Below are 20,917 nucleotides of genomic sequence, written 5' to 3'. Positions count from 1 at the left end.
ACCTTCGTAGCGGATGATGCCGCGCTCTGACGGGGGACGGCGGCTTTCCGGCGATCGTAGCGGCTCGGGGCCGTAACTGGGTAAGCCAGGAAGCCGAGTCGGCGGCTGAAGAGTGCTGACGGGGTGTGATCTTGTTCTCCAAGAAAACACCCCGTATCCGGACATCTAGCCCTGGAATCGATACTCTTCGAGCAGTCTCCGGCCGATGATCATTTTCTGGATCTCGGCGGTACCTTCACCGATCAGCAGCATCGGAGCCTCACGGTAGAGGCGCTCGATCTCGTACTCCTTGGAGAAGCCGTAGCCGCCGTGGATCCGGAAGGCGTCCTCCACGACCTCCTTGCAGTACTCGGAGGCGAGATACTTCGCCATCCCAGCCTCAAGGTCGTTTCGTTCCCCGGAGTCCTTTTTGCGCGCTGCGTTGACCATCATCGCATGAGCGGCCTCGACCTTGGTAGCCATCTCCGCGAGCTTGAACTGAATGGCCTGGTGCTGGGCGATCGGTTTCCCGAACGTGTGACGCTGCTGCGCGTACTGGACGCCGAGTTCGAACGCACGCTGGGCGACGCCACAGCCGCGCGCCGCCACGTTGACGCGGCCGACCTCCACGCCGTCCATCATCTGGTAGAAGCCCCGCCCGGTGACCCCGCCGAGCACCCGGTCGGCGGGAATCCGCAGGCCATCCATGATGAGCTCGGTCGTGTCGACGCCCTTGTAGCCCATCTTCTCGATCTTGCCCGGGATGGTGAGGCCGGGGCGGACCTCGCCGAAGCCGGGCTCCTTCTCGACGAGGAAGGTCGTCATCGACTTGTGGGGCGGGGCGCCTTCCGGGTGACCTTCGTCACTGCGCACCAGGACGGCGACCAGGGAGGACGTGCCGCCGTTCGTCAGCCACATCTTCTGGCCGGTCAGGACGTACTCGTCGCCGTCCCTGACCGCCTTCGACGTGATGGCCGACACGTCGGAGCCCAGGCCCGGCTCCGACATCGAGAACGCGCCACGGATGTCGCCGGCGGCCATCTTCGGCAGGAAGTGGTCCTTCTGCTCCTGCGTGCCGTGCTGCTTGAGCATGTACGCCACGATGAAGTGGGTGTTGATGATGCCGGACACCGACATCCAGCCCCGGGCGATCTCCTCGACGCACAGCGCGTACGTCAGGAGCGACTCGCCCAGACCCCCGTACTCCTCGGGGATCATCAGGCCGAACAGACCCAGCTCCTTCAGGCCGTCCACGATCTGCTGCGGGTACTCGTCGCGGTGCTCCAGCTCGGTCGCGACCGGGAGGATCTCCTTGTCGACAAAGTCCCGGACGGTGGAGAGGATCTCCTGCTGGACGTCGGTCAGACCGGCGGTCTGGGCGAGTCGTGCCATGGCTACTTCTCCTGCTCCTTGAGCTGGGGGCGGCCGGGCTGCTCGCCGCCGCGCTCCTTGATGTACGTCTCGGTCGGCACCATCACCTTGCGGCGGAACACGCACACCAGGGTGCCGTCCTGCTTGTAGCCCTTGGTCTCGACGTGCACGATGCCGCGGTCGTTCTTCGACTTCGACGGCCACTTGTCGAGCACGGTCGTCTCGCCGTAGATCGTGTCGCCGTGGAAGGTCGGCGCCACGTGCCTGAGCGACTCGATCTCCAGGTTGGCGATGGCCTTGCCGGAGATGTCCGGGACCGACATGCCGAGCAGGAGGGAGTAGATGTAGTTCCCGACCACCACGTTCTTGCCGAAGTCCGTCGTGTTCTCGGCGTAGTGGGAGTCCATGTGGAGCGGGTGGTGGTTCATGGTGAGGAGACAGAACAGGTGGTCGTCGTACTCCGTGACCGTCTTGCCCGGCCAGTGCTTGTACGTCGCCCCGACCTCGAACTCCTCGTAGGTGCGTCCGAACTGCATGGCGCTCACGCCTCCGGGATCTCGAACGTGCTGGTGCGCTGCATGCCGGCGGCGCGGCCCTTGCCCGCGATGACCAGGGCCATCTTGCGGCTGGCCTCGTCGATCATCTCGTCGCCGAGCATCGCGGAGCCCTTCTTGCCGCCCGCCTCGGACGTGTAGTACTCGTACGCGTCCAGGATGAGCTCGGCGTGGTCGTAGTCCTCCTGGGAGGGGGAGAAGACCTCGTTGGCGGCGTCCACCTGGCCGGGGTGCAGCACCCACTTGCCGTCGAAGCCGAGCGCGGCGGCGCGGCCGGCGACCTCGCGGAAGCCGTCGACGTTGCGGATCTGCAGGTAGGGGCCGTCGATCGCCTGGAGGTTGTTGGCGCGGGCGGCCATCAGGATCTTCATCAGGATGTAGTGGTAGGCGTCCGCCGGGTAGCCGGGCGGCTGCTCGCCCACGACCAGCGACTTCATGTTGATCGACGCCATGAAGTCGGCCGGGCCGAAGATGATCGTCTCGATGCGCGGGGAGGCCTGCGCGATCGCGTTGACGTTGTTCAGGCCCTGGGCGTTCTCGATCTGCGCCTCGATGCCGATGCGGCCGACCTCGAAGCCCATGGTCTTCTCGATCTGGCTCAGCAGGAGGTCGAGCGCGACGATCTGCTCGGCGTTCTGGACCTTCGGCAGCATGATGCAGTCCAGGTTCGGGCCCGCGCCCTCGACGACCGTGACGACATCGCGGTACGTCCACTCGGTCGTCCAGTCGTTGACGCGCACGACCCGGGTCTTGCCCGTCCAGTCGCCCTCGTTGAGGAACTTGACGATGGTGTGCCGCGCCTCGGGCTTGGCGAGCGGCGCGCACGCGTCCTCCAGGTCGAGGAAGACCTGGTCCGCCGGGAGGCCCTGCGCCTTCTCCAGGAAGCGCGGGTTCGAGCCCGGTACGGCCAGGCAGGAACGCCGGGGACGAAGGCGGTTGACGGTCGTCATGCGGGGACCTCCAGGGGGTCGAGCTTGTTCGCTTTCCGGATCTCGTCGACGATGCGGCCGATGATTCCGGTGATGTCGAAGTCCTTCGGGGTGAAGACCGCGGCCACTCCGGCGGCGCGCAGCTGTTCGGCGTCACCGTTCGGGATGATGCCACCCGCGATCACCGGGATATCTGTGGCACCGGCCACACGCAGCCGATCCAGCACGTCCGGGACCAGCTGGGCGTGCGAGCCGGAGAGGATGGACAGGCCCACCGCGTGGACGTCCTCGGCGATGGCCGCGTCCACGATCTGCTCGGGCGTGAGGCGTATGCCCTGGTAGACCACCTCGAAGCCCGCGTCACGCGCGCGTACGGCGATCTGCTCGGCTCCGTTGGAGTGCCCGTCCAGGCCCGGCTTGCCGACCAAGAAACGCAGCTTGCCCACCCCGAGGTCCTTCGCGGTGAGCTCCACCGTGCGGCGCACCTGGGCCAGCTTGGAGCCCTCCTCCGCGGGGATGGCCACCGGCGCCGACGACACGCCCGTCGGCGCGCGGAACTCGCCGAACACCTCGCGCAGCGCCCCGGCCCACTCGCCGGTCGTGACCCCGGCGCGGGCGCACTCCAGGGTGGCCTCCATGAGGTTGTCCGTTCCCCGCGCGGCCTCCTTCAGCTTCTCCAGCGCCTTGCAGGGGCGCGGGTGGTTGAAGGGCGGCTGGTAGCGGGTGTCGCGCCACTGCTGGAGCGACTCGATCACCCGGGCCTCGACCGCCGGGTCGACCGTCTGGATCGCGGTGTCCAGGTCGGCTGTCAGCGGGTTCGGCTCGGTGCCCTCGTAGATGTTGACGCCGACGATCTTCTCCTGACCGGACTCGATCCGGGCCCGGCGTTCGGCGTGCGAGGCGACCAGCTGTGACTTGAGGTAGCCGGACTCGACGGCGGCCATCGCGCCGCCCATCTCCTGGATGTGGTCGATCTCGGCGAACGCCGCCTCGACCAGTTCCGCCACCTTCGCCTCGATCACCTTCGAGCCCTCGAAGATGTCCTCGTACTCCAGCAGGTCGCTCTCGTACGCCAGCACCTGCTGGATGCGCAGCGACCACTGCTGGTCCCAGGGGCGGGGCAGGCCGAGGGCCTCGTTCCAGGCGGGGAGCTGCACGGCACGCGCGCGTGCGTCCTTGGAGAGGGTGACCGCCAGCATCTCCAGGACGATCCGCTGGACGTTGTTCTCCGGCTGCGCCTCGGTCAGGCCGAGCGAGTTGACCTGGACGCCGTAGCGGAAGCGGCGGTGCTTGGGGTTGTCGATGCCGTACCGCTCACGCGTGATCCTGTCCCAGATGCGGCCGAAGGCGCGCATCTTGCACATCTCCTCGATGAAGCGGACGCCCGCGTTCACGAAGAAGGAGATCCGGCCGACGACGTCGCCCATGCGCTCCTGCGGCACCTGGCCGGAGTCGCGCACGGCGTCGAGGACGGCGATGGCGGTGGACATCGCGTACGCGATCTCCTGGACCGGCGTGGCGCCCGCCTCCTGCAGGTGGTAGCTGCAGATGTTGATCGGGTTCCACTTCGGCATGTGGGAGACCGTGTACGCGATCATGTCCGTCGTGAGGCGGAGCGACGGCCCCGGAGGGAAGACATGGGTCCCCCGGGACAGGTACTCCTTCACGATGTCGTTCTGGGTCGTGCCCTGGAGCTTGGTGATGTCCGCGCCCTGCTCCTCCGCGACCACCTGGTAGAGCGCCAGCAGCCACATCGCCGTGGCGTTGATGGTCATCGAGGTGTTCATCTGCTCCAGGGGGATGTCCTGGAACAGCCGGCGCATGTCACCGACGTGCGCGATCGGCACCCCGACCCGGCCGACCTCGCCGCGGGCGAGGGTGTGGTCCGGGTCGTAGCCGGTCTGCGTCGGCAGGTCGAACGCCACCGACAGACCTGTCTGGCCCTTGGCGAGGTTGCGCCGGTACAGCTCGTTGGACGCCTCGGCCGTGGAGTGACCGGCGTAGGTCCGCATGAGCCACGGCCGGTCCTTCTGACGCTCACTCATGTAACGACCTCAGATGTTCCGGAAGCGGTTGATGGCGTCGATGTGCTTGGCGCGCATCTCCTCGTCGCGCACACCCAGGCCCTCCTCGGGGGCCAGGCACAGGACGCCGACCTTGCCCTGGTGGAGGTTGCGGTGGACGTCGTACGCCGCCTGGCCGGTGTCCTCCAGGGAGTAGACCTTCGACAGGGTCGGGTGGATCTTGCCCTTGGCGATGAGGCGGTTGGCCTCGTAGGCCTCGCGGTAGTTGGCGAAGTGCGAGCCGATGATCCGCTTCAGGGACATCCACAGGTAGCGGTTGTCGTACTGGTGCATGTAGCCGGACGTCGACGCGCAGGTGACGATGGTGCCGCCCTTGCGGGTGACGTACACCGAGGCGCCGAAGGTCTCGCGGCCCGGGTGCTCGAAGACGATGTCCACGTCCTCGCCGCCGGTGAGTTCGCGGATGCGCTTGCCGAAGCGCTTCCACTCCTTGGGGTCCTGGGTGTGCTCGTCCTTCCAGAACTTGTAGTCCTCGGCGTTGCGGTCGATGATCAGCTCGGCGCCCATCTTCCGGCAGATCTCGGCCTTCTGCTCACTGGAGACGACACAGATGGGGGTGGCGCCGCCGGCGAGGGCGAACTGGGTGGCGTAACTGCCGAGTCCACCGCTCGCGCCCCAGATCAGCACGTTGTCGCCCTGCTTCATCTGGGCGCCGTTGCGGGAGACCAGCTGCCGGTAGGCGGTGGAGTTGACCAGGCCGGGGGCGGCGGCCTCCTCCCAGCTGAGGTGCTTGGGCTTCGGCATCAGCTGGTTGGTCTTCACCAGCGCGATCTCCGCGAGGCCGCCGAAGTTGGTCTCGAAGCCCCAGATGCGCTGCTCGGGGTCGAGCATGGTGTCGTCGTGGCCGTCGGGGGACTCCAGCTCGACGGACAGGCAGTGCGCGACGACCTCGTCACCGGGCTGCCAGGCGTTGACGCCGGGGCCGGTGCGCAGGACGACGCCGGCCAGGTCGGAGCCGATGATGTGGTACGGCAGGTCGTGCCGCTTGGTCAGCGGGGAGAGCTTGCCGTAGCGCTCCAGGAAGGCGAACGTCGACACCGGCTCGAAGATCGAGGTCCACACCGAGTTGTAGTTGACCGAGGAGGCCATGACGGCCACCAGGGCCTCGCCCGGGCCGAGTTCGGGCACCGGGACCTCGTCCAGGTGGATCGACTTGCGGGGGTCCTTGTCGCGGGTCTCGAGGCCCGCGAACATCTCCGTCTCGTCCTTGTGCACGGTGATCGCGCGGTACGACTCGGGGAGCGGCAGGTTGGCGAAGTCGGCCGGCGTGGAGTCGGGCGACTGGATCGCGTCCAGGATGTCCTTCACGGTCACGGTGTTGCCTCCGGCGATGCGGCGCCCTGAGGGAGGGGCGCTGAGGGTTACGTCGGTGCTGCTGAGGGTTGAGGGTGTGCCGTCGGTTCGGCGGTGGTGCTGTTCGGCAGCGCTTTGTGGCGCGGGAGGGTGCCTGTGACGCAGGCGTCCGGGACGCGCAGGCGGTGGGCTTGCTGGGACAGCAGCCCGGACTCCTTCAACGTATGACACCCCGTGTCAGCTGGCAAGGCACTGAGTGCCAGAACTTGCTCTCAGATGAAATCTTTACGTAACAAATGAGCGATGATCGATCGAACGGGCTCGCCGAGCGGGGTGAAAAGGGCCCCTGACATGGCAAAACGGCCACCCCGTGGGGTGGCCGTCGTCACAGCGGAAGGTGCGCTCAGCGCTCCTTGAGTGCCTGCTCGATGGTCCGCATGACCTCGTCCAGGGGGGCGTCGGTGCGGGCGACGGTCACCAGCACCTCGCCCTGCGCGGAGGCCGAGGCGGCGGGCGGCTTCGGGGGCGCGGTGCGGCCGGCCATGATCCCCGAGCCGAAGGTCTTGCGGACGATGGCGAAGGCGTGGTCGAGCTGGGCCTCGACGTCGCCCTGGCCGCCGGCCCGCAGCCAGCGCCGCAGGACGTGGTTGTGGGCGGTGACGACGGCGGAGGCGGCGACCTCGGCCAGCAGCGGGTCGTCGTTGGCGTCGTCGTCGTGCGCGTGCTCGTCGAAGTGGCCGAGCAGGTAGCGGGTGAACAGGCGCTCGTAGCGGGCCACCGACGCGATCTCGGCCTCGCGCAGGGTGGGGACCTCGCGCGTCAGCTTGTAGCGGGCCACCGAGATCTCCGGCCGGGCCGCGTACATCTTCATGACTTCCTTGATGCCGCGGCACACCGTGTCGAGCGGATGCTCGTGCGCGGGCGCGGCCTTGAGGACCGCCTCGGCACGGATCAGCGTGTCGTCGTGGTCCGGGAAGATCGCCTCTTCCTTGGAGCGGAAGTGGCGGAAGAACGTGCGGCGCGCCACCCCGGCCGCGGCCGCGATCTCGTCGACGGTCGTCGCCTCGTACCCCTTGGTCGCGAACAGTTCCATCGCGGCGGCCGCCAGTTCCCGGCGCATCTTGAGCCGCTGGGCGGCGGCGCGACTGCCGGCGGCGCTTTCCGGCGCGTCGGTCGTAGCTGGTGTACGTGAGGACTTGGCGGGCTGGGACATGACCCGAACGTACTGCATGTGCGCAGCTCGATGCGCATGCACCGGGTCTCCGCCGCCCGAGGAGGGCGGGGGAGACCCGGCGGGGTCGAGCAGTCCGCCCCAGTCCTCGCCGGCGCGGAACCAGTCGCCGGGGCGCTCAGCGCTTGGCATATTCGCGGAAGCCGCGGCCGGTCTTGCGGCCGAGGCAGCCCGCGGCCACCAGATGCTCCAGGAGCGGCGCCGGGGCGAGCCCCGGGTCGCGGAACTCGCGGTGCAGGACCTTCTCGATGGCCAGCGAGACGTCGAGCCCGACGACGTCCAGCAACTCGAAGGGGCCCATCGGGTAGCCGCCGCCCAGCTTCATCGCCGCGTCGATCTCGTCGAGCGACGCGTAGTGCTCCTGCACCATCTTGATCGCGTTGTTGAGGTACGGGAACAGCAGCGCGTTCACGATGAAGCCCGCACGGTCACCGCAGTCGACCGCGTGCTTCTTGATCCTGCCGCAGACCTCGCGGACCGTGGCGTGGACGTCGTCGGCCGTCAGCACCGTGCGGACGACCTCGACCAGCTTCATCGCCGGTGCCGGGTTGAAGAAGTGCATGCCGATCACGTCCTGCGGGCGCGAGGTGGCGCGGGCGCAGGCGACGACCGGGAGGGAGGAGGTGGTGGTGGCCAGGACCGCGCCGGGCTTGCAGACCTTGTCGAGCGTGCCGAACAGCTGCCGCTTGACCTCCAGGTCCTCGGCGACGGCCTCCACGGCCAGGTCGACGTCGGCGAAGTCGTCGTACGTCCCCGTCGGCGTGATCCGGTCCAGGGTCTGCGCGGCGGTCTCGGCGGTCATCCGGCCCTTGTCGACCGAGCGGGCCAGGGACTTGCCGATGCGGGCCTTGGCGGCCTGCGCCTTCTCCTGGCTGCGGGCGGCGAGGACGACCTCGTACCCGGCCTTGGCGAAGACCTCGGCGATACCGGAGGCCATGGTGCCCGAGCCCGCGACACCGACCGAGCGGACGGGGCGGCCCGGGGCCGGGTTGCCGCCGTCCAGCGGGGTCAGGGCGTCCCGCACGACGGTCCCGCTGCCGGGCGCCTCGTACGTGTAGAAGCCGCGCCCGGCCTTGCGGCCCGTCAGGCCCGCCTCGCTGAGCTGCTTGAGGATGGGGGCCGGGGCGTGCAGCCGGTCGCGCGAGGCGGCGTACATCGCCTCGAGGACCGTACGGGCGGTGTCGATGCCGATCAGGTCGAGCAGGGCGAGCGGACCCATGGGCAGCCCGCAGCCCAGCCGCATCGCGGCGTCGATGTCCTCGCGGGAGGCGTACTTCGCCTCGTACATCGCGGCGGCCTGGTTGAGGTAGCCGAACAGCAGTCCGTCGGCGACGAATCCGGGCCGGTCGCCGACCGCGACGGGCTCCTTGCCGAGGTCGAGGGCGAGGTTCGTGACCGCGCTGACGGCCGTGGGCGCGGTGAGCACGGACGAGACGATCTCGACCAGCTTCATCGCCGGGGCCGGGTTGAAGAAGTGCATGCCCAGCACGCGCTCGGGGCGGGCCGAGTCGGCGGCGAGGCGGGTGACGGACAGGGCGTTGGTGCCGGTCGCCAGGATCGTCTCCGGGCGGACGATCCCGTCCAGTTCCCGGAAGATCTGCTGCTTCACCTCGTACGACTCCGGCGCCACCTCGATGACCAGGTCGGCGTCGGCTGCGGCACGCAGGTCGGTGGAGGTGCTCACGCGGGCGAGGACGTCCGTGCGTTCCTGCTCGGTCAGGCGGCCGCGCTCCACGGCGCGGGCGGTGGAGGACTTTAGGGCGGCGACGCACTTCGCGGCCTGGGCCTCACTGATGTCGATGCCGACGACCGCGCGGCCGGCCTTGGCCAGGACCTCGGCGATGCCGGTGCCCATCGTGCCGAGGCCGACGACGGCGATGGTCCGCAGCGGGGACAGGGATGTGTCGGAGAGGGGAGAGGCCATCGCGGGACTCCAGGGATGAGGGTGACGACGGGAAACGCGCCCGGGTGCGCCGAAGGGCGCACCGGGTGCGTGCGTGAGTGCGGGTGTTGTCCGGGCTGCGAGCGCACACGCCCGGTGCCGTCGACGGGGTCCCCCGCCCGAGCACGGGCCGAGGCCGGGGGAGGGCGTGCACACGCCCGGAGAACGGCTGTTTTCCGACCGGCCCTGTCCCGAGGCCGAGTCGTACTGCGGTACGTGCCGTACCGAACCGACTGCTACTCGCGACGGCCGCGTCACCAAACCACCGCGAGGAGGGTGCGAGTGGGTAACTCGCTCGTCTGAGCTTAACTGGTGGGTAACGAGCGCGCCAGCCCCCGTGTTTGTGAGGTACGTCCCGGTCGGCCGACGACGCCCCTAATCTCTTCAGTCATGGACGAAGAGTTGCGATCACTCACGGAGCGCTTACGGGCCGAGTCGGGGGGACCGGCGGCGTTCGAGCGCCTGGTGGCGACCGACGACCTCGACACGCTGGCGGCGGTGCTCACCGAGCCCGGACAGCCGCTGTGGGCCCGGGAGCTGGCCGCGTTCCGGCTGGGCCTGGCGGGGGACCGGCGGGCCTTCGAGTCCCTGGTGCTGCTGCTGAACCACCGTGATCCGCCGCGCTGCGCCTCCGCCGCGTACGCCCTGGCCCGCCTCGGGGACCCGCGCACCGCCCGTGCGGCCGCCGCCCTCGCCACCAACGAACTCCGCGTCGCCTACGCCCTGCACCCGGTGCGGCTGCTGGCCGAGCTGCGCGCCCCCGAGGCCGTGCCCGCGCTGATCACCACCCTGCGGCGGCGGCTGCGCCCGCACGATCCGTACCGGCGCGTGGCCCTCGCCTGTGTGGAGGGGCTCGGCACGCTCGGCGACGCCCGGGCCAGACCCGTACTGGAGGAGGCCCTCGCGCATCCGGCGCTCGCCGAGGCGGCGGTGCGGGCGCTGGCGCGGATTCCACAACAGCGGTGAGCCGCTGCGCCGCGGCGTCGGCCGGGTTCAGCCGGGGAGCCTCTTCACGTACCGGGCCTCGGGACCGCGACCCCGTCCACGTCGAAGGGCTCCTCCGTGCCGTCCGTGTGGAAGCCCGCCCGTTCGTGGAAACGGCGGGCGCGGGCGTTGCCCTTGAGGACCCCCAGGTACATCCGCGGGTGCCCGGCCGCCGTGCACCGCCGTACCGACTCCTGGAGCAGGGCCTGCCCGACGCCGCCGTACCGCCCCGGGGCGACGTAGAGCGCGTACAACTCGGCGTCCGCGGTGTGCGCTTCGCCGTCCCGGTAACGGGCCGTGGCAGGCCCAGCTGGCCAACTCGCCGTCGGTGTCCTCGGCGACCAGGTTCACCACGCTGCCGTCGCCCTGGAGGAAACGGGCGCGGTGCCGCTCGGCGTCCGCCGCCACGTCGAGGCCGTCGAGGTGCGCCTGCGGGACCAGGCCCCGGTACGCGTGCTGCCAGCCCCGGATGCGGATCTCGGCCACGCGGTCGCAGTCGGCCAGGGCCATCGCGCGGATCTTCAGGTCCATGGCCGCACCCTGGGCGTGGTCCCGCCGTGCCGTCCGCCGATTATTCGGGCACCACCGCGAACGCCTCGATCTCCATCAGGAACTCCGGCCGCACCAGCCCGGCGACCTGCACCGCCGAGGCGGCCGGCAGCCGGTCGTCGGGTATGTGCTCGGCGCGGGCCGCCCGGATCGCGGGCATATGGCCTATGTCCGTGACGAAATAGGTGAGTTTGACGACGTCGTCGAAGCCGGCGCCGGCGGCGGCCAGGCAGCGGCGCAGGTTCTCGAAGACCTGGCGGGCCTGGGCCGCCGGGTCGCCCTCGCCGACCAGCCCGCCGTCCTCGTCCAGGGCGAGCTGGCCGGAGACGGCGACGAAGCGGCCGGTGCCCAGGACGACGTGCGCGTACTGGGCGGCGGGGGCGACCCCGTCTGGGGCGGGAATCCTGGTCAGCTCACTCATGCCTCCATGATGGACCATGGGTCTGACAACGCCGGCTCAACGTCCGTCCCCCGACGGTCTGTTCGCACGCTCAGGGGCTCAGCCGCGGAAGCCGAGCATCCCGTGCAGCACCGCGCCACGCGCGGACGCCGACGCCGTCTTCGCGGTCAGCGGCTTCGGGCCGGGCGGCGCCGGGCACACCGCGTCGGCCTCGCCCCCGCCGCGCGGCACCGTGCCGTCGGCCAGGTAGGCCGCCAGGTGCTTGTCGAGGCAGGTGTTCCCGCTCAGCGTGATGCCGTGGTTGCCGCCGCCCTCCTCGACCACGAGGCTGGAGCGTGCCAGCAGGTGGTGCATCGTGACGCCGCCCTCGTACGGGGTGGCCGCGTCGTCCGTCGCCTGCAGCAGCAGCGCCGGCGGCAGCCGGCCGTTGGCGACGTGCACCGGCTTGAGCGACTTCGTGGGCCAGAACGCGCACGGCGCGTTGTACCAGGCGTTGTTCCACGCCATGAACGGTGCCTTCTCGTGCACCTCCCAGTTGTCCTTGCGCCACTGCCGCCAGTCGCGCGGCCAGGCGGCGTCCCGGCACTCCACCGCGGTGTAGACGCTGTAGCCGTTGTCGCCCGAGGAGTCGACCGCGCCGAAGTTCTCGTACGCCTCGACCAGCGGGTCGGCGTCCCTGTCGTTCACGTACGCCGCGAACGCCTCCGCGAGGTAGGGCCAGTAGCCGTTGTAGTAGCCGCCGGGCAGGAAGGTGTCCTCCAGTTCGGAGGCGCCGACCTTGCCGCCGGCCGGCTTCTTCGCGAGCGCCGCCCGCATCGCGTACCACTCGGCCTCGATCCGCTCCGGATCGGTGCCGAGCCGGTATGTGCCGTTGTACTTGGCGACCCAGGCCATGAAGGCGCGGTGCCGGTCGTCGAAGGCGTAGTCCTGGTTGAGGTTGGTGTCGTACCACACCTCGGTGGGGTCGACGATCGAGTCCAGCGCCAGGCGCCGCACCCGCTCCGGGAACAGCTTGGCGTAGACCGCGCCCAGGTAGGTGCCGTACGAGTAGCCGAAGTAGTTGAGCTTCCTGGCGCCCAGGGCCTGCCGGATCACGTCCATGTCCCGGGCGGAGCTGACCGTGTCGATGTACGGCAGTACGTCCGCGTACTTCCTGCCGCAGGCGGCGGCGAAGGACTTGGCCCGGGCGAGGTTGTCCTTCTCCCCTGCGGGCGTGACCGGCAGGGAGTCGGGGCGGACCGGGTCGAAGTAGCCCGGTGCGCAGGTGAGTGCGGGCCTGCTCGCGCCCACCCCGCGCGGGTCGAAGCCGATGACGTCGTACTGGGCCGCGACCTCCTTGGGCAGCGAGGAGGCGACGAAACCGGCGAGGGTCACACCGCTGCCGCCGGGGCCGCCGGGGTTGACCAGCAGTGGGCCCTGGTACGTCTTCGCGGTGTGCGGGACGCGGGACAGCGCGAGGGTGATCTGCCGCCCGTGCGGCCTCGCGTGGTCGAGCGGCACCTTCAGGGACGCGCACTGGAGCGTCGGGTAGTCCTCGGTGCCGCACGCCTTCCAGGCGGGTTTCGCTGCCGGCGCGGTGCCCGCGGTGCGCGGTGCGCTCGCCTCGGCGGGGACGGCGGTGAGGGTCCCGGCCACGACGGCGGCGGCGCCGCACAGCACGGCTGCGCGAGTTCTCATGGGGTTCCTCCCAGGACGGAGGTCTGCGGACCGCGAGGCTCACGGTCCTCGCCGCATCGTCCCGGAAAGCGTCCCCGAAAGAACGCGTTCTGCCGAAGCTTGACCCGATTGGGCCGCCGGATGCGCTCGAAGGCTCCTAAATGAGCGAGAGTTGCGTCGGTTCGGTCATCCGGTCCTCAACCGGCTCGCGTGCCGGGTTCCGCCGCGGCATGCCCGCGCGGGTGGGGCCGATGCCGTACTCCTGCGCCAGGTCGTGCACCTGACGGGTGATCCGGCGCTGGTACCACTTCGGGGCGTAGGCGCCCTCCGCGTACAGCCGCTCGTAGCGGGGCACCAGGTGCGGATGGTGCTGCCCGAGCCAGGCCATGAACCACTCACGCGCACCGGGCCGCAGGTGCAGTACCAGCGGGGTGACGGAGGTGGCGCCACAAGCGGCGATCGCCCGCACGGTCGCCCGCAGTTGGGCCGGCTGGTCGCTCAGGAACGGGATCACCGGCGCCATCAGGACGCCGCAACCGATGCCGTGCTCGGCGAAGGTCCGCACGACCTCCAGGCGGCGCTCCGGCGCGGGCGTGCCCGGCTCCACGGTGCGCCACAGTTCGGCGTCGGTGAAGCCGACCGACACGGAGATGCCGACGTCGGTCACCTCGGCGGCCTGCGTGATCAGGTGCAGGTCGCGCAGGATCAGCGTCCCCTTGGTCAGGATCGAGAAGGGGTTCGCGTGGTCGCGCAGGGCGGAGAGGATGCCCGGCATCAGCCGGTACCGGCCCTCCGCGCGCTGGTAGCAGTCGACGTTGGTGCCCATCGCGATGTGCTCGCCCTGCCAGCGGGGTGAGGCGAGCTGGCGGCGCAGCAGCTCGGGCGCGTTCACCTTGACCACGATCTGGGTGTCGAAGCCGAGACCCGTGTCGAGGTCCAGATAGCTGTGCGTCTTGCGCGCGAAGCAGTACACGCACGCGTGCGTGCAGCCCCGGTAGGGGTTGACCGTCCACTCGAAGGGCATGCGCGAGGCGCCCGGGACCCGGTTGATGATCGAGCGGGCCCGCACCTCGTGAAAGGTGACGCCGCGGAACTCGGGCGTGTCGAAGGTGCGGGTGATCACCGCGTCCGCGCCGAACAGCGCGGCGTCGGCCCGGCTGTGGTCGGAGTCGAGTGTGAGGTTCTCCCAGCGCATGACGCCTCCTCGGTAGCACTGAGCCCCAGAATAGAACACATGTTCCCTTGATCGTGCGAGCACGTTTCCGATCGTGTTCGGCCACCCCGATTTGGGGGGCCGGGCGCCGGGGTGGTTGGCTTGCCCCGACCCCCGAGAACCCATGTCCTGGAGGAACCCGATGGCGCAGGTCGAGGCCACTACGGAGCGGATCGTCGCGGCGGACGCGGAGACGGTGTTCGACGCCCTCGCCGACTACAGCGGCACGCGCGCGAAGCTGTTGCCCGAGCACTTCAGCGAGTACGAGGTCCGCGAGGGCGGCGACGGCGAGGGCACTCTCGTTCACTGGAAGCTCCAGGCCACCAGCAAGCGCGTGCGCGACTGCCTCCTGGAGGTCACTGAGCCCACCGACGGCGAGCTCGTCGAGAAGGACCGCAACTCCTCGATGGTCACCACCTGGCGGGTCACCCCGGCCGGCGAGGGCAGGTCCCGGGTCGTCGTGACCACCACCTGGCAGGGTGCCGGCGGCATCGGCGGCTTCTTCGAGAAGGCCTTCGCGCCCAAGGGTCTCGGCCGGATCTACGACGCGGTGCTCGCCAAGCTCGCCGCCGAGGTCGAGAAGTAGACCTCAAGGGGCGTTTTCCCAGGGGCCGTTGGCCCCTTCACCGGTTCGGGTGATGTTCGTGCGGCTCCACGCTGTGCCGTAACTCGTCGCGCTTGCTCGTAGTTGTCGATTTTCGCAGGGTTTCGGCGTAAATCGTGCGGCAGCGCGACGAGGGGAGCGGTACGTGGGCGGGATCACTCCGGTGCACGACGAACCGGCCGAAGCGCCCCCTCAGGACCCCGCCCCGGCGTCGGCCCCCGCCGCCGAACCGAGCCCGCGCCGTGTGCGGTTGGTCTTCCTCGGGCTGCTGCCGGCGCTGCTGCTCGCCGCCCTGGAGCAGATGATCGTCGCCACCGCGCTCCCGAAGATCGTCGGCGAGCTGCACGGCCTGGACAGGATGTCCTGGGCGATCACCGCCTACCTGCTCACCGCCACCGTCGGACTGCCGGTCTACGGCAAGCTCGGCGACCTGCTCGGCCGCAAGGGCGTCTTCCAGTTCGCGATCGTCGTCTTCGTCGCCGGCTCCGCACTCGCCGGCCGGGCGCAGACCATGGACCAGCTGATCGCCTTCCGCGCCCTGCAGGGCGTCGGCGCGGGCGGGCTCCTGATCGGCGTCCAGGCGATCATCGCGGACATCGTGCCGCCCCGGCGGCGGGGCCGCTACATGGGCCTGTTCGGCGCCGCCTTCGGGGTCGCGTCCGTGGCCGGGCCGCTGCTCGGCGGCTACTTTCATCCCGCTGCGGCTGTTCAGGGACGTGCACGGCGAGGTGGTCGCCACCACCCGCAGCGGCCGGGAGGGCGGCTACGTCATCACCGAGCTGGTGGCCGGCGAGTACACCCTCGCCGCCGGCGCGCCCGCCTTCCGCCCGGCGGCCCTGCCCGTCACCGTCCAGGCCGCCCGCGAAACCCGCCAGGACATCGAGCTCGCCGGCGGGGCCCTGCTGCGCGGCACCGTACGGACCGGCGGCGGGCGGCCCGTCGAGGACGCGCGCGTGACCCTGCTGGACGTGGCGGGCAACGTCGTCGACACCCTCACCACCGGCCCCGACGGAACATTCCGGTTCGTCGACCTGGCCAACGGCGAGTACACCGTCATCGCCGCGGGTTACCCGCCGGTCGCCACCGTGCTCCAGCTGGCCGGCGGCGGGCGCGCCGAGCGGGACCTGCAGCTGGGCCACGACGACTGAGACGGCCCCGCGCGCGGGTCGCGCGCCGGTGCGGTTCCGCGTCGGCAATTCCCGCGTTGCCGCACATCGCGTCCGACGCCGGTCGTACGGTGGTGACGGCGGCACAGATCTTGCGGAGCCGTGGGGAGAGGGCCGAACGCCATGGATCGTGGCACCGAGCGGGACACACCTCCCAGCCGCTCAGCTGGGAACGGCGCGGTGACGGCACACGCCACCGCGGGCCGCATCCCCCTGGCCGTGGTCGTGGTGGACCGTGAAGGCCTCGTGTCCCACTGGAGCAGCGGCGCTCGACGCCTGTTCGGCGTCCCCAAGGAGCGGGCGATCGGCCGGGCGGCCCTCGACCTGCTGCCCGTCTGCGGGGTCCTGCCCGAAGAGCGGGACGCAGACCCGTACGGGACGTACGCGGTGGACGACGGGCTGGGGCCCGACCTCGAGTCCTCCCTCGACGGAGGTCTGTCCTACCCGGCCGCGGGCCGCGCCCGGCTCACCACCGCCGGGCGGGACCGCGTCGACGTGCTGTGGTGGGCCTACCCGCTGGTGGGGCCCGGCCCGGAGCGGCTGGTCGTGCTCGCCGCCGACGCCGGTGCCCTGCACGGCGACCAGGACGTGGTGTTCGAACGGATCGCGCCCGGCTTCACCCCGCACACCGACTTCCCCGGGCCCGAGGAGCTCGCGCGGCGGCTGCCCGAGATCCTGCCCAACATGAGTGTCGAGGAGAGCGCCCGCATCGTCGCGCAGATCCTCGAACTGGGCTATCCCGTTCTGGAGTTCAGCCAGAACGACCGGGTGCCCGTCACGCCCGACTGGGGCGTGCCCCGGCGCGCCGAGCGCAGGGCGCGCCGCGAGCGGGCCGCACGGGCGCCGGCGGCGGGCGAGCCGCTGCCGGAGGACCTGCGGGACGAGGGCGAGGACCTCGAGTACGCCGCCGTCCGTGAGCGCCTGGAGTTCCTCAACGAGGTCAGCTCGAAGATCGGCACCTCGCTCGACCTGGCGCAGACCGTCATCGAGGTCAGCCGGGCCGTCGTCCCGCGCTTCACCGACGTCGCCGGGACCTATCTGCGCGAACAGGTCGTCGCGGGGGAGGGGTTCCCCGAGGGTGTGCCGGACACCACCACCATGTGGCACCGGGTGGCCGTCGAGCACACCGACGAACCCGGCCGCTGGGACGATGTCGTACCGGTCGGCGAGGCCATGCCGTTCCCGGCGCACACCCCGTTCTTCCAGTGCATGACCACCGGCGAACCCGTCCTGGTGCCGCGCATCAGTGAGGAGATGGGCCATGCCATCGCCTCGCAGTTCGACAAGCGCGACATCCGGCCGCTCATCACGGGCCGTTCCATGCTGGTCGTGCCGCTGAAGGCACGCAACGTCGTCCTCGGGTTCATGATCCTGCTGCGCCACCCCGAGCGGCCCGTCTTCAACGACATGGACCGGGTCACCGGCGCCGAACTCGCCGCCCGCGCGGGCCTCGTGCTCGACAACGCGCGCATGTACACCTACCAGGAGAACGTCGCCGAGACGCTCCAGGACAGCATGCTGCCGCACATCCCGGCGCGCATGGCGGGCTGCGACATCGCCACCCGCTATCTGCCGGGCACGCTGATGGGCCGCGTCGGCGGCGACTGGTTCGACTCGGTGAAGCTGCCCGGCGCCCGCACCGCCTTCGTCGTCGGCGACGTCATGGGCCACGGCCTCAACTCGGCCGCCACGATGGGCCAGTTGCGCACCGCCGTACAGACCATGGCAGCACTCGACCTGCCGCCCGCGCAGCTGCTGCGCAACCTCGACGACCTCGCCCAGCGGCTGGGCGACACCTACCTCGCGACCTGCCTGTACGCCGTCTACGACCCCATCGCGGGCGAGGTGCACCTCGCCAACGCCGGGCACATCCCGCCCGTCCTGGTGCGCGCCGAGGACGGCCGCAGCGAGCTGCTGGACCTGCCCACGGGCGCGCCCATCGGCGTCGGCGGCGTGCCCTTCGAGGCGGTACGCGTGCGTGTGCGGCCTGGCGACCGGCTCGTGATGTGCACCGACGGGCTGGTGGAGGTGCGTGGCGAGGACATCGGCGTCGGCCTCGCGACCCTCTGCGAGTCCGCGGCGCACCCGGCCGCGTCCATGGACGACGCATGCGACACGATCATCCGCGCCCTGGCTGAGACGTTCTCGAAAGCGGGGCGCGGCGGCCGCAAGGACGACGTGGCGCTGCTGATGGCCCGCCTGGGCGGCATCGCACCGGACGACGTCGCCGAGTGGCGGCTCGGCCTCAGCCCCGCCGAGGTCGGCCGGGCCCGCGCGGTGCTCCGCGAGCGACTGCACGACTGGGGGCTGGCCGAGCTGGTGGGCACGACCGAGCTGATGGTCAGCGAGCTCGTGACCAACGCCGTACGGCACTCCCACAGCCGCCCCGTCGTACTGCGGCTGGTGCGCGGCGACGCGCTGCTGTGCGAGGTGGACGACGACGATCACGAGCTGCCGACGCTACTGAGCGCGGGCCCGGGCGACGAAGCCGGGCGCGGGCTGCGCGTGGTCAGCACCCTGGCCCGGGAGTGGGGAGCCAGCCGGACGAAGACGGGCAAGAGCGTCTGGTTCGAACTGACGCTGCCGCGTTGCTGAGCCGGACCGGGGCGCACCACCGCGTACCCGCGTCGCACGGCCCGTGAAGGAACACGCCAGGCGCTTGTCGCCGTGACCAGGGCGCGGTAAACCGTACTGGCCCGTCACTGACGACGGATCGGCGGCGCACCCCGGGGGAGTTGGGCATGAGCGTGACGAGTCGGTACCGGCAGGCCTGGGAGGGGTTCTGGCGCGAGGCGCCCGGCGAACCGGGAGCCGTGATCTGGGACGCGGAGCCGGAACTGACCGTCGCCCGCCACCTGGCCCTGTTCGAGCCGCACCTGGCCGACCCCGCGCTGCCGATGGTGGATCTCGGCTGCGGCAACGGCACCCAGACCCGCTTCCTCGCCGACCGCTTCCCGCGGGTCGTCGGCGCCGACCTGTCCGCCGCGGCCCTCGACCACGCCCGGCACGCCGATCCCGCCGGGCAGGCGACGTACAGGCAGCTCGACGCGGCCGAGAAGAGCGAGACGCAGATGCTGCACGCCGAACTCGGCGACGTCAACGTCTACATGCGGGGTGTGCTGCACCAGTGCGAGCCGGACGACCGGCAGCCGCTGGTGGACGGGATCGCGACCCTGGTCGGCGACCGTGGCCGCGTCTTCCTCGTCGAGCTCGCGGAGGCCGCCGGAGCCGCCCTGAAAGGCCTGGCTACCGGCCCCGACGGCCCGCCGCCCAAGCTCGCGCCGGTCTTCCGGCACGGCATCGCACCCGCGGAGGTGGCCGACGCGGCGGTCCCCGAGTTCCTGCGCGCGGCCGGTCTCGACGTCCTGGCCGGCGGGGAACTGCCGCTCACCACCACGGAGTACACGCCCGACGGCACCCGGATCGAGCTGCCGTCGACGTGGTACGCGGCGGGACGGAGGGCCTGAGGGGTCCCTCCGTGTCCCCCAGGGGGTACGCGGACCGACGACTCCGTCATCCTCACCCCCTCGGCGGATGCGGGCGGCGTACCCGCAGAACATGCACGGGACCCTCAACTCCTCGCGCGTCGCGATCACTTGACGCTCCGTCTGCGGGCCGCATACTTGCTGGGCATCGGGTCGCCGGGGCCGCCGTTTGTTCGCAGTCTCGAACATCGTACGAAGTGCCGCTCAACGTCTCGGGCGCCCCGACGGACTGACCAGGCCGTCATCCCCCCATGCGACGGCCCCACCCCCCACAGGAGGATCCCGGAATGACTCCACGACGGTCGCCGGAGCCCGCTCGGCGCATCACCAAGCCCTGGCGCGCCAAGGCGCTCACAGCCGCACTCGCCGCCGCGGTGCTGGCCGGGCCCGGTATCGCGCAGGCCGCCCCGCAGTCCGCGCCCGTGACCCGCGAACAGGCGGCAGCGGCGAGCATCACCTGGCACCTGGAGCGGGCGAGCAACCCCACCGAGGACCAGCGGGTGGCCTACGACCTCATCACCAAGGCCATGAACGCCGCGGTGGCCCGGTACAACAACCTCAGCGACCTGGGCAAGTCCATCACCGTCCGCTACGACCCGGGCGTGCCCACCGCCGACGGCAACCTCAACGGGACCATCCGCTTCGGCAACCGCGGCTACATGACCGAGCGCACCGCTCTGCACGAGATCGCCCACACCATCGGCGTGGGGACCAGCTCGGGCTGGTCCTCCCTCGCCGCCGGCGGCACCTGGCGCGGCGCCCAGGCCACGGCGCTCGTCAAGCGGCTCGACGGTGCGGGCGCCACACTGTCCACCGGCGGTGGGCACTTCTGGCCCTACGGCCTGAACTACGAGAACGAGTTCTCCGGCACGGCCGGTGATCGCCATGTCCAGATCGTCGCGGCCATGGTCCGGGACGGGCTGTAGCGGCAGACGCCGGTGCCCGGGAGCGGTGGCAGTCACGCCCCCGGGCACGGCGTCAGGCAGGACGTGGCACGGCGCGGCCGTCGTCCGCGGTGGTGCGGGGCCGCGAGCGGAAGACGCGGCGGGAGGTGCCCGGGGGCACGCCGGCGGTGCGGTCGACGTGCCGGCGCAGCGTCGCGGCGGTGCCCATGCCGGTGGCTGCCGCGATCACTTCGACGCTGTTCGCCGGTGGTCTCCAGCAGCTCCTGGGCGCGGCGGATCCGCTGGGGCAGCAGCCACCGCCCCGTTCGGCTCTGTGCGGTCGCGGCCGTCCGTCGCCAGGGACACCCTGGAGGCAGCCCGCCACCTCGGGCGATGCCCTCGGCCGGCGCGGTCGAACCGCACCCCACCCGGAGGACCTCGTGACCGACGCCATGCCCCACATCGACGACACCGGCGAGAGCGACGACGTCGTGACCCTGCTGATGCGGCAGCACAGCCACATCCGTGACCTCTTCGCCAGGGTCGAGAACGCCACCGCCGACGACCGGCCGGAGGCCTTCCACAGACTGGTC

Annotated in this window: 15 protein-coding genes and 3 pseudogenes; 6 read left to right on the top strand and 12 right to left on the bottom strand. The window is 70.8% G+C overall.

The genetic code is table 11. The features are described 5' to 3' along the window. Positions 1 to 165 precede the first annotated feature (165 nt). The 7 genes from ACYVMZ_RS32955 to ACYVMZ_RS32925 form a co-directional block, all read right to left on the bottom strand. Positions 166 to 1,371: an acyl-CoA dehydrogenase family protein gene (locus ACYVMZ_RS32955; protein ID WP_461086272.1), complete on the bottom strand. Its 1,206-nt coding sequence runs from the start codon at positions 1,369 to 1,371 to the stop codon at positions 166 to 168. Positions 1,372 to 1,373: 2 nt separating this feature from the next. Continuing rightward, complete coding sequence (locus ACYVMZ_RS32950; protein ID WP_461086270.1) at positions 1,374 to 1,886, bottom strand: MaoC family dehydratase; 513 nt, start codon at positions 1,884 to 1,886, stop codon at positions 1,374 to 1,376. 5 nt (positions 1,887 to 1,891) lie between these two features. Then, on the bottom strand, positions 1,892 to 2,854 hold the full coding sequence (locus tag ACYVMZ_RS32945; protein WP_461086268.1) for an HpcH/HpaI aldolase/citrate lyase family protein: 963 nt from the start codon (positions 2,852 to 2,854) through the stop codon (positions 1,892 to 1,894). Further along, entirely contained in the window at positions 2,851 to 4,878 is a 2,028-nt protein-coding gene (locus tag ACYVMZ_RS32940; RefSeq protein WP_461086266.1) for a protein meaA, read from the bottom strand. The genes ACYVMZ_RS32945 and ACYVMZ_RS32940 overlap by 4 nt, the downstream gene beginning before the upstream one ends. Before the next feature lie 9 nt (positions 4,879 to 4,887). Continuing rightward, positions 4,888 to 6,225 (bottom strand): crotonyl-CoA carboxylase/reductase, encoded by a 1,338-nt coding sequence (gene ccrA / locus ACYVMZ_RS32935; protein ID WP_461086367.1) that lies wholly within the window; start codon positions 6,223 to 6,225, stop codon positions 4,888 to 4,890. Between the two features lie 388 nt (positions 6,226 to 6,613). After that, entirely contained in the window at positions 6,614 to 7,423 is an 810-nt protein-coding gene (locus ACYVMZ_RS32930) for a TetR family transcriptional regulator (RefSeq protein ID WP_461086264.1), read from the bottom strand. Between the two features lie 136 nt (positions 7,424 to 7,559). Next, entirely contained in the window at positions 7,560 to 9,365 is a 1,806-nt protein-coding gene (locus ACYVMZ_RS32925; protein WP_461086262.1) for a 3-hydroxyacyl-CoA dehydrogenase family protein, read from the bottom strand. A gap of 408 nt (positions 9,366 to 9,773) precedes the next feature. Here ACYVMZ_RS32925 and ACYVMZ_RS32920 point away from each other — a divergent pair, with 408 nt between their 5' ends. Beyond that, on the top strand, positions 9,774 to 10,349 hold the full coding sequence (locus ACYVMZ_RS32920; RefSeq protein WP_461086260.1) for an adenylosuccinate lyase: 576 nt from the start codon (positions 9,774 to 9,776) through the stop codon (positions 10,347 to 10,349). A gap of 27 nt (positions 10,350 to 10,376) precedes the next feature. On the opposite strand, the pseudogene ACYVMZ_RS32915 reads toward ACYVMZ_RS32920, so the two are convergent. The 4 genes and pseudogenes from ACYVMZ_RS32915 to ACYVMZ_RS32900 all read right to left on the bottom strand — a co-directional run bounded on the left by ACYVMZ_RS32915 (position 10,377) and on the right by ACYVMZ_RS32900 (position 14,167). Then, positions 10,377 to 10,877, bottom strand: a pseudogene (locus ACYVMZ_RS32915) (GNAT family N-acetyltransferase). 61 nt (positions 10,878 to 10,938) lie between these two features. Beyond that, complete coding sequence (locus ACYVMZ_RS32910) at positions 10,939 to 11,337, bottom strand: RidA family protein (RefSeq protein WP_461086258.1); 399 nt, start codon at positions 11,335 to 11,337, stop codon at positions 10,939 to 10,941. Positions 11,338 to 11,415: 78 nt separating this feature from the next. After that, a complete protein-coding gene (locus ACYVMZ_RS32905; protein ID WP_461086256.1) occupies positions 11,416 to 12,993 on the bottom strand; it encodes an alpha/beta hydrolase in 1,578 nt (525 codons plus the stop codon). 136 nt (positions 12,994 to 13,129) lie between these two features. Further along, positions 13,130 to 14,167 (bottom strand): Rv2578c family radical SAM protein, encoded by a 1,038-nt coding sequence (locus ACYVMZ_RS32900; protein WP_461086254.1) that lies wholly within the window; start codon positions 14,165 to 14,167, stop codon positions 13,130 to 13,132. Positions 14,168 to 14,327: 160 nt separating this feature from the next. Between ACYVMZ_RS32900 and ACYVMZ_RS32895 the strand changes: the two genes are divergently transcribed. The 5 genes and pseudogenes from ACYVMZ_RS32895 to ACYVMZ_RS32875 all read left to right on the top strand — a co-directional run bounded on the left by ACYVMZ_RS32895 (position 14,328) and on the right by ACYVMZ_RS32875 (position 20,366). After that, positions 14,328 to 14,771, top strand: coding sequence for an SRPBCC family protein (locus ACYVMZ_RS32895; RefSeq protein ID WP_461086252.1), 444 nt, complete (start codon positions 14,328 to 14,330; stop codon positions 14,769 to 14,771). A 163-nt stretch (positions 14,772 to 14,934) separates the two neighbouring features. Beyond that, a pseudogene (locus ACYVMZ_RS32890) lies at positions 14,935 to 15,937 on the top strand (MFS transporter). A gap of 141 nt (positions 15,938 to 16,078) precedes the next feature. Then, positions 16,079 to 18,550 (top strand): ATP-binding SpoIIE family protein phosphatase, encoded by a 2,472-nt coding sequence (locus ACYVMZ_RS32885; RefSeq protein WP_461086250.1) that lies wholly within the window; start codon positions 16,079 to 16,081, stop codon positions 18,548 to 18,550. 146 nt (positions 18,551 to 18,696) lie between these two features. Next, complete coding sequence (locus ACYVMZ_RS32880; protein ID WP_461086248.1) at positions 18,697 to 19,422, top strand: class I SAM-dependent methyltransferase; 726 nt, start codon at positions 18,697 to 18,699, stop codon at positions 19,420 to 19,422. 305 nt (positions 19,423 to 19,727) lie between these two features. Next, the gene (locus ACYVMZ_RS32875) at positions 19,728 to 20,366 is read left to right on the top strand and encodes a hypothetical protein (RefSeq protein ID WP_461086246.1); all 639 of its coding nucleotides are present in this window, start codon (positions 19,728 to 19,730) and stop codon (positions 20,364 to 20,366) included. Between the two features lie 52 nt (positions 20,367 to 20,418). On the opposite strand, the pseudogene ACYVMZ_RS32870 reads toward ACYVMZ_RS32875, so the two are convergent. After that, positions 20,419 to 20,644 (bottom strand): annotated as a pseudogene (locus ACYVMZ_RS32870) (AraC family transcriptional regulator); the annotation flags it as partial. Between the last annotated feature and the right edge of the window lie 273 nt (positions 20,645 to 20,917).

The organism is Streptomyces deserti, from assembly GCF_054782695.1.
The sequence above is the reverse complement of the archived record's forward strand: the minus strand, read 5'-3'. Positions and strand labels throughout refer to the sequence as shown.

Excerpts from the sequence above, each read along its gene's own strand:
- ACYVMZ_RS32885 (WP_461086250.1), top strand. The coding sequence starts at position 16,079 with ATGGATCGTGGCACCGAGCGGGACACACCTCCCAGCCGCTCAGCTGGG.
- ACYVMZ_RS32945 (WP_461086268.1), bottom strand. The coding sequence starts at position 2,854 with ATGACGACCGTCAACCGCCTTCGTCCCCGGCGTTCCTGCCTGGCCGTA.
- ACYVMZ_RS32925 (WP_461086262.1), bottom strand. The coding sequence starts at position 9,365 with ATGGCCTCTCCCCTCTCCGACACATCCCTGTCCCCGCTGCGGACCATC.
- ACYVMZ_RS32910 (WP_461086258.1), bottom strand. The coding sequence starts at position 11,337 with ATGAGTGAGCTGACCAGGATTCCCGCCCCAGACGGGGTCGCCCCCGCC.
- ACYVMZ_RS32950 (WP_461086270.1), bottom strand. The coding sequence starts at position 1,886 with ATGCAGTTCGGACGCACCTACGAGGAGTTCGAGGTCGGGGCGACGTAC.
- ACYVMZ_RS32930 (WP_461086264.1), bottom strand. The coding sequence starts at position 7,423 with ATGTCCCAGCCCGCCAAGTCCTCACGTACACCAGCTACGACCGACGCG.
- ACYVMZ_RS32940 (WP_461086266.1), bottom strand. The coding sequence starts at position 4,878 with ATGAGTGAGCGTCAGAAGGACCGGCCGTGGCTCATGCGGACCTACGCC.
- ACYVMZ_RS32900 (WP_461086254.1), bottom strand. The coding sequence starts at position 14,167 with ATGCGCTGGGAGAACCTCACACTCGACTCCGACCACAGCCGGGCCGAC.
- ACYVMZ_RS32875 (WP_461086246.1), top strand. The coding sequence starts at position 19,728 with ATGACTCCACGACGGTCGCCGGAGCCCGCTCGGCGCATCACCAAGCCC.
- ACYVMZ_RS32955 (WP_461086272.1), bottom strand. The coding sequence starts at position 1,371 with ATGGCACGACTCGCCCAGACCGCCGGTCTGACCGACGTCCAGCAGGAG.
- ACYVMZ_RS32920 (WP_461086260.1), top strand. The coding sequence starts at position 9,774 with ATGGACGAAGAGTTGCGATCACTCACGGAGCGCTTACGGGCCGAGTCG.
- ACYVMZ_RS32905 (WP_461086256.1), bottom strand. The coding sequence starts at position 12,993 with ATGAGAACTCGCGCAGCCGTGCTGTGCGGCGCCGCCGCCGTCGTGGCC.
- ACYVMZ_RS32895 (WP_461086252.1), top strand. The coding sequence starts at position 14,328 with ATGGCGCAGGTCGAGGCCACTACGGAGCGGATCGTCGCGGCGGACGCG.
- ACYVMZ_RS32880 (WP_461086248.1), top strand. The coding sequence starts at position 18,697 with ATGAGCGTGACGAGTCGGTACCGGCAGGCCTGGGAGGGGTTCTGGCGC.